10 protein-coding genes are annotated in these 11,498 nt (G+C 69.7%); all 10 read right to left on the bottom strand.

Annotated elements, in window-relative coordinates; all coding sequences use genetic code 11:
- Positions 1 to 2 precede the first annotated feature (2 nt).
- Positions 3 to 1,349, bottom strand: a complete 1,347-nt coding sequence (locus ACQP0P_RS17300) for an MCE family protein (protein ID WP_433377647.1) — start codon at positions 1,347 to 1,349, stop codon at positions 3 to 5.
- Entirely contained in the window at positions 1,346 to 2,371 is a 1,026-nt protein-coding gene (locus ACQP0P_RS17305; RefSeq protein ID WP_433377650.1) for an MCE family protein, read from the bottom strand. Before ACQP0P_RS17305 ends, ACQP0P_RS17300 begins: the two co-directional genes overlap by 4 nt.
- A 92-nt stretch (positions 2,372 to 2,463) precedes the next feature.
- On the bottom strand, positions 2,464 to 3,567 hold the full coding sequence (locus ACQP0P_RS17310; protein ID WP_433377653.1) for an MCE family protein: 1,104 nt from the start codon (positions 3,565 to 3,567) through the stop codon (positions 2,464 to 2,466).
- Positions 3,564 to 4,589 carry an MlaD family protein gene (locus ACQP0P_RS17315; RefSeq protein WP_433377656.1) on the bottom strand — a complete coding sequence of 342 codons (1,026 nt, stop codon included), beginning with the start codon at positions 4,587 to 4,589 and terminating at the stop codon, positions 3,564 to 3,566. The genes ACQP0P_RS17310 and ACQP0P_RS17315 overlap by 4 nt, the downstream gene beginning before the upstream one ends.
- Positions 4,589 to 5,647, bottom strand: coding sequence for an MCE family protein (locus tag ACQP0P_RS17320; RefSeq protein ID WP_433377659.1), 1,059 nt, complete (start codon positions 5,645 to 5,647; stop codon positions 4,589 to 4,591). Before ACQP0P_RS17320 ends, ACQP0P_RS17315 begins: the two co-directional genes overlap by 1 nt.
- A gap of 4 nt (positions 5,648 to 5,651) precedes the next feature.
- On the bottom strand, positions 5,652 to 6,671 hold the full coding sequence (locus tag ACQP0P_RS17325) for an MCE family protein (protein ID WP_433377662.1): 1,020 nt from the start codon (positions 6,669 to 6,671) through the stop codon (positions 5,652 to 5,654).
- Between the two features lie 5 nt (positions 6,672 to 6,676).
- Positions 6,677 to 7,543, bottom strand: coding sequence for an ABC transporter permease (locus ACQP0P_RS17330; protein WP_433377665.1), 867 nt, complete (start codon positions 7,541 to 7,543; stop codon positions 6,677 to 6,679).
- Positions 7,543 to 8,352: an MlaE family ABC transporter permease gene (locus ACQP0P_RS17335; protein WP_433377668.1), complete on the bottom strand. Its 810-nt coding sequence runs from the start codon at positions 8,350 to 8,352 to the stop codon at positions 7,543 to 7,545. The genes ACQP0P_RS17330 and ACQP0P_RS17335 overlap by 1 nt, the downstream gene beginning before the upstream one ends.
- Before the next feature lie 345 nt (positions 8,353 to 8,697).
- Entirely contained in the window at positions 8,698 to 10,107 is a 1,410-nt protein-coding gene (locus ACQP0P_RS17340) for an aminopeptidase P family protein (RefSeq protein ID WP_433377671.1), read from the bottom strand.
- A 106-nt stretch (positions 10,108 to 10,213) separates the two neighbouring features.
- Positions 10,214 to 11,497, bottom strand: a complete 1,284-nt coding sequence (locus tag ACQP0P_RS17345) for an ABC transporter substrate-binding protein (protein ID WP_433377674.1) — start codon at positions 11,495 to 11,497, stop codon at positions 10,214 to 10,216.
- Position 11,498: the final 1 nt, after the last annotated feature.

The following is an 11,498-nucleotide window of genomic DNA, read 5'->3' on the forward strand; positions in this document are numbered from 1 at the left end:
GCTTACTCCTGTTCACGGCGGCGGGAGGCTCGGCCGACGGCGATCCAGCCGAGCACACCGCCGGAGACGACGACCGCGGCGAAGATCGCAACGATGAGGGGGGTCATGTCCTGGGAGGACTCCGAGGTCCGGCCGGTGTCCGCGGCCGGTACCGGCTCCTGGCTCTCCTCGGGCGCCGGTGTCGCGTCGCCGGGCTCGGCGGTCGCTCCGTCCGCGGACTCGTCGTCGGCGTCTCCGCTGGCCTTCTCGGCGGTGGGAGCCTCCTCGTCCTTTCCGACCGCCACCTTGCTCGCGGGTCCCTTCGGGCAGGTGCGGAGCTTGGGAACCGTCGGGGGAGCCAGCGGATTGCGATACTCCCGCGCGGCCTTGGGGCCGCCGGGGACGCTGAAGACGAACGCGGTCCTGCCGTACAGGCCGCCGGCCTGCCTGTCGCTCACGTCGGCGATCAGTGCCTGAGCGGTGGGTACGTTGCGGAGCAGGCGGTTGACGTTGTCGGGAGTACGGCCGCCGAACACCTTGCCGGGCTTGACACCTCCGGCGGTCAGCAGACAGGACAGGCCGGGGCGTGCGGTGGTGAGCAGGGTGTTGACCTGCCGGAAGAAGCTCGGCCCGTGGTCGAGGGCGGCGTTCAGCTGCCTGCGGGACTCGCGGACCGCCCGGGTCACCTCGGCCAGGTCGTCCACCCCCTCGGACAGTTTCTCGCGCCGGCCCGCCAGGGTCCCGGTGAGCCGGGTGAGCTGCACCGACAACTCGTCCAGCACGTCGGTGTTCTCGGCGAGGGTCGCGGTGAGGTCGTGCGCGTTGTCGACGATCTCCCGGATCGAGGTCGTCCGCCCGTCCAGGCCGGTCGCCAGCTCCCCCACGATGGTCCGGGCGTCCTCGGCAGGCACCGCGTCGAGCAGCTTGCCGACGCCGTCGAACAGCTTCCGGTAGTCGAGCGGCACCGAGGTGCTGGCCAGCGGGATGGTGGCGCCCGCGGCCAGGACAGCGCCCTCGCCGCCCTCGCCGCCCTTCTGGGGCGGGGAGATCTCCACGTACGGCTCGCCGATGGCGGACTTGCGGCGCACCTCGGCGGTGACGTCCCGGGGCAGACGCACCCCGCGATCGATGCTCAGCGCGACAACGATCTTGCCGGGTGCCAGCTGCACGCCGCTGATCCGGCCGATCCGCACGCCGAGGTAGGCCACGTCGAAGCCCTCCACCAGGCCGGGGGAGGAGAGGAACTCGGCGTTGATCCGGTACGGCCGCTCGACGAGGTCCAGCTTGATGATGGTGGTGAACGCCCACACGGTCATCACGACGCCGAGCGCCGCGAAGAAGCCGAGGTTGATCCAGATGCGGTTCCTCATCGTGGCGGCCCCAGCAGCAGGCGGAAGTCGTCCACCGAGTTGGGCAGGCGGGGCCTGCCACTCTTCTTCGGCTCGGGCAGCAGCAGCCCCTTGAGCCACACGGAGATCAGCAACTGGCCGTTCACCACGAGTGGTGGCTGGTCGAGGAAGCTCTGCACCCGGCTCACCAGCACCTTCAGGTCCTCCTTGCCGCGTACCGCCGAGGTGGAGACCGCGTCGAGCTCGCGCAGCAGGGTGCGCAGCCGGGCCTCGTGCCTGGGATAGATCGTGTCGTTGACCTCACGGGCCAGCGCGGTGAGCTCCCTGAGGGTCTTCTTGATGTGCCTGCGGCCGTGGTTCAGGCGGGCGGTGGCGTCGGCGAGCGTGCCGGGCAGCCGGTCCAGCTCCGCGGTGCCCTTGGCGAGTTCGTCGCCGAGCCTGGCCAGGCCGTCGATGGTACGGGCCAGGTCCTCGCGGGACTCCGCGTAGGCGGCGGTGACCTCGGTGGTCTGCCGCAGGAGCCGGTTGAGGTCCTTGCCCCTGCCGCCGATCCCGGTCGCCGCCGCGTCCAGGATGGCGTTCACGTCCTGGGCACCGAGCGCGTCGATGAGCGGCCCGGCCCGCTCGGTGACCTGCTCGATGTCGGGTTTGACGGAGGTCACGGCGATGGTCGAGCCGCTCCGCAGGAACGGCCCCGTCGTCATGTCCCTCCCTTCGGGAAGATCCAGCTCGATGTAGTTCTCGCCGAGGATCGAGGTCTTGGCGACGATGGCGCTCGTCCCCTCGGGCACCTGGTTGCCGTCCTCGATGGACATGGTGACCTTCGCCCGGTAGCCCTCCAGCCGGATGTCGGTCACGCTGCCCACCCGTACGTCGGACACCTGCACGCTGTGTCCGGCCACCAGGCTCTGCACGTCGTCGAAGGTCGCGGTCAGGGTGAGCTCGCCGGTCGGCGCGCCCAGGGTCTGCAGGCTGCACGCCGCGCTCAGCCAGAGCACGGCCAGCCCGGCGACCGGACGGGTCCACCGCCGCCACCGGCCCACGATCTTTTGGCCCGCGCCCGCCGGTGTCCCCGGTCGTGTCCCCGGTTGTGTCCCCGGTTGTGTCTCCGTCCGCCTCCGTACTCCCGCGCCCATCAGCGGCCCTTCCCGCTTCCCTGCCAGGGGCAGTTGCTCAGCTCTCCCGGCAGGCAGGGCACCTTGCCCAGGCCCATGGCTTCGAAGAGCGGGGTCAGCCAGGCCCGCGTCAGCGCGTTGAGCACCACACGGATCTTGAGCACGTGGTTCCTCCTGTCCCATGACAGGATCATGTTGTCCAGGAACTTCCTGGTGCCCTCGATGCCTTCGGCCACCGACTCGCTGTTGACCTTGAGGGTCAGCACCAGCTCGGCGAGGTTGGCCACCCCCTTGGGCAGCCGCTCCTGGTACGCCTCGATCAGCACGTCACCGCGCTGCACGAACTCCGCCAGACCGGTGATGAAGCGTTTCATCCGCTGCCGCTCGTCGGCGAGGGTGGCGCCGGCCTCGGCGAAGGCGTCGATGGTGGTCTTCACCTGCTTCTCGCGCCTGTTGAGGTTGGTGGCGATCCGGTTGAGGCCCCTGGCCAGCTCGATCAGCTGTTCGTCCTGACCGGCGAGGGTGCGGGTCAGCGAGGCGGCGTCGGCGAGCGCGCCGTTGATCTGCTTGCCCCGGCCTCTGACGGTGTCGGCCAGGTTGCCGGCCACATCGCCCATCTTGTCGGTGTCGAGGGCTTCGGTGAGCTTGGTGAACGCCTCCAGGGCGTCGTCGATCTCCACCGGCAGGTCGGTCCGCTCCAGCGGGATCACCGCATCGGGCGCGATCTTCGGTTTGCCGGGCGTCCAGGGCGGGTGGAGCACCACGTTCCGCTCGCCCAGCGTGTTCTGCGCGGCCACGATGGCGTTGACCTCGGCGGGCAGCGGTATCCCCCCGTCGATCAGCAGATCCGCCCGGACCCTGTCGCCCTCGACCGTGAGCTTCTCCACGGTCCCCGCGTCCAGGCCCAGCACCTTGACCTTCGCCTGCTCGTACAGCGAGGGTGCCGCGCTGAAGTAGGCGGTCAGCCGGTAGGAGGCGGCGCCGCCCGGCAGCAGCGAACACCCTCCGGTGGAGGCCGGCAGCACTCCCGCGAGCAGCACCGCGATCACCCTGCGCGCCGGGAACCGCGTCGCGGTGCGGGCGCGGTGCGGGCGGCTCGCTCCTTGCTGTCCCTGTACTGTCAACGGCTGTTCCTGTCCTTGCGGATGGCAGCGAGCACCTCGGGGTTGATCGGCCCCAGCCCGGTGGCGATGGCCTCCACCCACGGCCCGTGGCCACCGGTCGTGGCGAGCCCGGAGAAGGTGGGGCCGACCCAGGCGAGAACCGAGTTGAGGTTCCCGCCGCTGGTGGAGTCGAGGCGGTTGCCGATGGCGGTCACGTCGTCGAGCACCGTGATCAGGTCCTTCTCGTGCCGGGTGACCAGGGTGGTGATGCTGTTGACCAGGTCGCTGCCGTCGCCGAGCAACGACTTCAGCTCGTCGCGGCGGAGCCGCAGCTCGTTGAGCATGATCTCGATCGAGTCGATCAGGCGGCCGATCTGCGCGTCCTTCTTCTCCAGCACGTCCATGATCTTGTTGCCGTTGTCCAGCAGCCGCCGCAACTGGGGCTCGCTCTCGCTGATGATCTCCGACAGCTCGCCGATGTTGTCCAGCAGCTTGCTGACCCTGCCCTGGCGGGCGGGCTTGAGCTCCGCCAGCTCGGCCAGGAGCCTGTCGACGGAGTCGGTGTCGAGCCGCTGCGCCAGCCGGGTGGCGTCCTTGAGCGCGTCGGTGACCAGCACGGGGGTGCTGGTCCGGGACATGGGGATCCGCCGCTGCTCCTCGGGCAGCTCGTCCAGGTACGGGCGGGTGACCGGCCCGGTGAGCCTGACGTAGCGCCCGCCCAGCAGGTTGGACAGGGCGATCTCGGCCCGGGTCTGCGGGCCGAGTCTGATCCCGTCGTCCACCCTCCAGGTCACCACGACGTGCCCCCGGGAGTAGTCGGCGCGGACCTCGGTGACCTTGCCGACCGTCACCCCCGCCACCCGGACGTCGTTGCCGGAACGCAGCCCGGCCGAGTCGGGCAGCACCGCCGACATCGTGTATCCCCCCTCCAGCAGCCCCAGGTTGCCGATGAGGAAGGTGACGACCAGCGCGATGGCGAGGACCGTCATCGACACCAGGCCGACGACGGTCCTGTCGCGGTCGCGGAACGACTTGAGTGCCATCAGGACCCCACCAGAACCCGGCGCAGGTCACCGGTGTCGGACAGCTTGAAGGAGCCGCGCAGCGGCGGGGGACTTTTCATCGGGTACGGGCAGGGCAGCGGGCCGAGTGCGAAGCAGGGCACGTACGCGGTGACGAAGTTGCCCTGGCCGGTCACCTGGAACGAGCGCCGCATCGGCTGGGGCAGCGTGCCGAGGAGCTTCTCCACGCTGCCGATGTTGCGCCGGACGCCGCCGGTGAACCGGGTCAGGTGGTCCACCACCCGGCCCAGCTCCTGGGAGTTCGCGCCGAGCACCCGGTCGTTGACCCTGACCGTGGTGGACAGCTCCACCAGGGCGTCGTCGACCAGCTCGCGGTTGCGGGCGAACGCGCCGGTCAGCGTGACCAGGTTGTCGACCAGCCGGGCTATCTGCCGGTCCCGGCGGGCGACGACGTCGGTCACCGTGGCGTAGTCCTCCAGCAGCCCCTGGATGACCTTCCTACGTTCGGCGATCGTGCCGGTCAGGTCGTCGAGATTGTCGACCAGTTCGGGGATGTTCTCCTGGTTGCCGTCCAGCGCCTCGCCCGCCGCGGTGAGCAACCGGTTGATCTGCTCGGGGTCGAGGCTGCGGGTGAGCGGGCCCAGGTCGCTCACCAGCTCGCCGATGTCGACCACCGAACTCGTCCGCGCCACGCGGGCGCCGTCGCCGAGCATCTCCCCGGCGGTGCCCGGCTCCAGATAGACCACCCGCTGCCCGATCGTGTTGCGCCAGCGGATCGCGGCCGAGCTGTCGGAGGGAACCCGTACATCCGTCCGTACGCTGAGCGTGACCTCGGCCCGGCCGGCGACCACCTCGATCGTGTCGACCTGCCCGACGGGCGCACCCGCGATCTTCACCTGGTCTCCCTCGTGCAGCCCGGAGACGTCGTCGAAGGTGGCGACGAGGCTGTAGGAGTCGCCCACGTCGACCCTGGCGATCTGGCCGCCGATCAGGACGATCAGCGTGCCCGTCACCAGGAGGAAGAGCACGAACTTGCCCAGCGTCCAGCGGCGCCGAACCTGCTCAGCGGATCCGGCCACGCGCTCACCCGCCCTTCGTGGAGCCGCACGCGCCGACGAAGAGCTCGCACACGTCCGTCGAGATGAAGGTCTCCATCTTGAGCTGGGCGGTGCCGTTCGGACCCTGCCCCGAGGCCAGGTCGTTGAGTACGGTGAGCAGTTGGTTGAGCCCCCGCACCCCGTCTCCGGCGATGCCGAGCTGCGCGTACAGCAGGGAGGCGACGCGTTCCCCGGAGTTGACCGCGGCTTTGAGGTCGCGGCGGTGCTCGCGCAGGCCGTGCGCGGTCAGGTGGGAGACGTCGTCGAGCTCCTTGAGCAGGGCGCGTACCTTGTCGGCCCGCTTCAGCAGGTCGGGAGTGATCACATTGGCGTCCGCGGAGATGGCCACCAGCTCGTCGCCCTTGTCGGCCAGGGCCGCGCCGAGGTCCCCGGCGTCGCCGATGAACCGCTGGAAGTCGGCGCGGTGCCGGTGGGCCACCTCGATGACCCTTCCGGCGTCGCCGATGATCGCCCGCAGCTGCGGGCCCTTGCCGTCCAGGCCCCGGCCCAGGGTGTGCACGACGGTCGTGACGTCCTGCGGGTCGATCGCCTTCAGCCCCTCGTACGCGTCGGTGAGGGAGTCCGACAGGTCGGAGGGGGCCTCGGTCCTGGTGATGACCGCGCCGCTGAGCAGGTAGGGGCCGGAGGTCTCGCCGGAGCCGGGGACGAGGTTGACGAACTTGGGGCCGAAGACCGAGCTCGGCTCGATCGTGGCGGTGACGCTCTGGGGCACCCTGACTCCGGGGTCCACGTATATGGCGACCACGGCCCGGCCCTGCCGGTCCAGGGTGACCGAACTTACCCCGCCCACCGTGATGCCGCGGATCTTGACGGGGGAGTTGGGGTCCAGGCTCTGGCCCGAACGGGTGAACACCGCGGTCAGCCGGGTGCCGCTCACCTCGGACGCACCCCGCACCACCGCGGCGACGGACACGGCCAGGACCAGCAGCACGACGATCGAGATCGCCAGCCTGATCGGCAGCGCCACCTCGCCCCTGGTCGCCATCCGGCTCACCCCGTCAGCTTCAGGCTGCCGCCGCCACCCCAGAACAGGTAGGACAGCAGCAGGTTGAGGAGGATGACCGTGACGATCGACTGCCGGATCGCCCGCCCGGCCGCGATGCCCACGCCGACCGGGCCGCCGGTGGCGTTGAACCCGTGGTAGCAGTGGATGCTGACCACGGCGAACGCGAAGACGATCACCTTGATCACGCTGTAGAAGATGTCGATCACCGGCAGGCCGAGGTAGAAGTAGTAGTCGTAGACGCCCGGCGACATGCCGAACAGGACGGTGCACATCAGCCGGGTGGCGAAGAAGCTGGCGAACAGCGCGATCAGGTAGACCGGGATCAGCGCGATCAGCGCGGCCACCACGCGGGTGCAGATGAGATAGGTGAACGCGTTGATGGCCATCACCTCCAGCGCGTCGATCTCCTCGGAGATCCGCATGGCGCCGAGCTCGGCGGTGAAGGACGAGCCGACCTGGGCCGCGAGCGCGACCGCCGCGATGATCGGGGTGATCTCCCGCACGTTGGCGAAGCTGCCCACCAGCCCGATGAAGGACTCGGCTCCGATCGACTGCAGGCCCTGGTAGCCCTGGAGGCCGACGGTGGCACCGACCGCGAAGGCCATGGTGAACACCACGAAGACCATGCCGCCGCCGATGACCGTCGCACCGACGCCCACCACCACGTCGCTGACCTGGCGCAGCACGACCTTGGAGAACTTCAGCCGCAGAACGATGTCCCTGACCGAGTAGAAGACGACCTTCCACAGGAAGAACGGCCAGTCCGACAGCGAGGCCAGCCGGTCCGCGCCGTCGCGGATCAGCCCGTACGCGCGGACCCCCGCGGTGCGTACCTCCGGTACGGCGGCCATCACATGGCCCTCGGCGGATAGGCGAGAAAGTAGATCATGGTGATCACGTAGTTGACCGCGAAGACCAGCATGAACGTGACGACCGTCGACTGGTTCACCGCGCGGCCCACGCCGACCGGGCTGGTCTGGCAGGTCATGCCGAAGTAGCACGACATGATGGCCGCGATGAAGCCGAAGATCCAGGCTTTGAGCAGCGTCACCAGCAGGTCGCTGGTGACCAGCAGCGAGACCGCGCCGTCGAAGTACGCGCCGGGCGTGACACCCTGGACGATGACGTTGAAGAAGTAGCCGCCGCCCGCCCCGGCCACGATGACCAGCGGTACCAGCAGCACCGCCACCGTGCTCGCCGCCCAGAGCCGGGGGGTGACCAGGCGGTGGATCGGGTTGACCGCCATCACCTCCATGGCGGCCAGCTCGTCGCGGATGTTGCGGGCGCCGATGTCGGAGGTCATGGCCGAGCCCCCGGCTCCGGCGATCAGCAGGGCGGAGGCCATCGGGGCGACCTCGCGGACCAGGCCGACGACCACCGCGCCGCCGGTGGCGGAGGAGGCGCCCAGCTGCCAGGCCAGCTGGCCCACCTGCAGGGCGACGGTCGCGCCCAGCGGGAGCGAGACCAGCAGCACGGGCAGGCTCGTGACGCGGGCCAGGAACCAGCACTGCTGGACGAACTCCCAGAACCAGGTCCTGACGTCCCAGGTGCGGCGGAAGCCCTCAAGGGCGATCACTGACATGTCGCCGACCCGGTCCAGCACGCCGGTCGTCCGGCGGACCAGGTAACCGGTGACCCTCGTCCGCCCGCCGACCGCCATCAACCCGCCGTCCGTTGAGCCATGACCACCTCGGAACTAGCGACTCCGACCATGGACCAGCCACGCTACTGACGGGTATTCCAGTAAGTCGATGCTTCTCAAGTAATTTGATGAAAAGGTATGACCCCCACCTTTCAACTTGTCAGCCCCCCACAAGGCCACCCACCCATGAGCCCCGTGAGGCTGCTCACCTACGAGCCCTATGAGGTCGTTTACCTACGGGCCCCGTGAGGCCGCGCCGGCGACTGGACTGAGGAGAGGGTGGTCGTGAGGAACGAACGACCACCCTCGACGAGGGAAGGAGCCGGATAAGAGCGGCCGAACCGCGACGCGTTAGCGTCGCAATCAATACTGCATCCACTTCTCGATCTCGTCCGGGTGGCGGGGCAGGCCGCCTGACATGAGGCGGGCGCCGTCGGCCGTGATGACGAGGTCGTCCTCGATGCGCACCCCGATGCCGCGCAACTCCGGTGGCAGCGTCAGGTCGTCAGGCTGCAGGTAGAGGCCGGGTTCGACGGTCAGCACCTGACCCTCCGCCAGCACACCGTCCAGATAGGTCTCCGCGCGGGCGCCGGCGCAGTCGTGCACGTCCATGCCGAGCATGTGGCCGCTGCTGCACAACGTGTAGCGGCGGTACAGGCCGCTGTCCGGCTCCATCGCCTCGTCCGCGCTGATCTTCAGCACGCCCCAGTCGCGCAGTCCCTCCGCGATGACCCGCATGGCCGCACCGTGGAAGTCGCGGAAACTCGCACCGGGTCGCAGGACGGCGATCGCCGCCTCCTGGGCCTCGTACACCAGTTCGTAGACCTGGCGCTGGACGGGGTCGAAGCGCCCGGAGAGCGGCAGGGTCCTGGTGATGTCGGCGGTGTAGAGGTGGTCGGTCTCCACGCCCGCGTCGAGGAGGAGCAGCTCGCTCGCGTTCAGCCGCCCGTCGTTGCGGATCCAGTGCAGCACGCACGCGTTGGCGCCGGAGGCCACGATGCTGTCGTAGCCGACCGCGTTGCCCTCCAGTCGGGAGCGGAGGCCGAAGACCCCCTCCAGGTAGCGCTCACCGCGCCGGTGCCCCAGGGCGGCGGGCAGGGCCCGCACCACGTCCTCGAACCCGCGGGTGGTCGCGTCCACCGCGAACTGCAGCTCCGCGATCTCCCAGTCGTCCTTGATCAGCCGCATCTCGGACAGGAACGCCTCCAGCTTCTCGTCCCCGTCGCCGGGCGCGACTCGCCCGTCCACCGACGCGTCCACCCCGCGCAGCACCCGCGCGGGCCCGCCGAGCACGTCGTCGAGTCTGTCGATCGGCACGCAGGTGATCTGGTACAGCGCCTCCGCCTCGGCCAGGTCGGGGCGGCGGCCGACCCAGAACTCGCCGTAGCGGCGGTCGCGGTAGAACTCCTGCCCGGCCTGCCCCGGCGTCGACCGCGAGGAGCGGGGACGCAGGAACAGGACGGCCTCCCCGGAGGGCTCGACGACCAGTACGTCGCCGGGTTCCTGGTCACCGGTGAGGTAGGCGAACGCGCTGTGCGCCCGGAACCGGTAGTCGCTGTCGTTGCTACGTGCCTTGAGCGTGCCGGACGGGACGACCAGCCGCTCGCCGGGAAAGCGTGCGGCGAGGGCGGCGCGCCGCTTGGCGGTGTAGGCGACCTGCGGCAGCGCGGCCAGGTCGTCGCGGTGGGTGTCGGCCCAGCCGGTGTTCATGAACTCGGCGAGGGCGTCGGAGACCGGCAGGTCGTGGCTGCCGGTGTTGAGCTTCTGGGTCATCGTGTCCCCGGATGCGTAGGTCTGTGGTTCCCCCCACGCTAGCCCGGAGCGACGGGGCCCCGCACCTTCGTTGCCGGGGGTGCGGGGTGCCGCCGCGAACCACGGGTCAGCCCACCGGGACCTGGTAGGTCTTGGCCAGGTCGGAGGTGGCGGCCTCCTTGAAGATCACCGCACCGCCCAGGGCGTCCTTGTCGGGCTTGGCGACGTACGACAGCAGCGAGGCAGGCTTGTCGAACACGGTGAAGTCCATGACGGCACCGAACTCCTCACCCCAGGCCGACTGGCTGCGGTGCGAGGCGACCACGCCGCCCCGGGTCAGGTCCTTGTTCTCGCAGGCCTTCTTGAGCGCGTCGACGACGATCGCCGCCGCCGAGTAGCCGGCGGCGACGCCGCTGTCGATGGCCGTGTCCGGATACTTCGCCGCGTAGTCGGTGGCCAGCTTCTTCATGGCGGGCTGGTCGGCGCTGATCGGGGTACCGGCGGTCATGTAGTAGAAGTCCTTCAGCAGCGCGGGCCCGGCCGGGGTGGGCAGCAGTTGCGGGGAGTAGGCCGAGTTACTGCCGACGAACGGCACGTCCATGCCCTTGGCGAGCGAGACGCCGACGAGTGAGGCGGTCTGCCGGGGACCGACGGAGACCAGGACGGCCTTGACGCCCTCCGCCTTGAACGCGGCGACCTGGGCGCTCATGTCCTGGTCGGTGGCCTTGATCTTCTGCTCCACGAGCGTGAGGCCGAGCTTCTCGGACGCGTACGTGGAGCCGTTCAGCGCGCTCTCGCCATAGTCGCCCTCGAAGTACAGATGACCGATCTTGTCCCCGGCCTTGATGCCCTTCTCCCTGGTCAGGAAGTCCACTCCATTGATCATGTCGATGTCGTAGGTCGTCCCGGTGACCTGGATGGGCTTGCTGCCGAGCAGCCCGGTCGCCCACGCCTGCGGAAGGGTGAGCATCTCGTCGGCCTCGATGCGCTGCTTGAGCGCGTTCACCATGGGCGAGCCGACGACGTGGGCGAGCGCCACCACCTTCGGTGAGATCTCGGTGTAGGCCGCGACCGCCTTCTGCGCGTCGTAGCCGTGGTCGCGGACCAGGGCCTCCAGCTGCCGCCCGCACACGCCCCCCGCCGCGTTCGTCTGCTCGAAGTAGAGCTGCTGGGACTGGGTCAGGCTCTTGCCGAAGGAGGCGTACGGGCCGGTGAGGTCGGTCATCAGGCCGATGGTGATCTTGTCGGCGGCGACGCCGGGGCCGGTCTTCACGCCGTCCCCCCCGACGGCGGAGGGGGCGGCGGCGCCTCCGCTGCCCCCGGTGGCCTTCTCGCTGGCGCACGCGGTGACGGCCAGGGCCAGGAGGGCGAGTACCGCGATTCGTCGGACCGGGGTTCTTGGCATTCCCATG

Source organism: Streptosporangium sp. CA-115845 (genome assembly GCF_050943795.1).
GTDB lineage: Bacteria > Actinomycetota > Actinomycetes > Streptosporangiales > Streptosporangiaceae > Streptosporangium.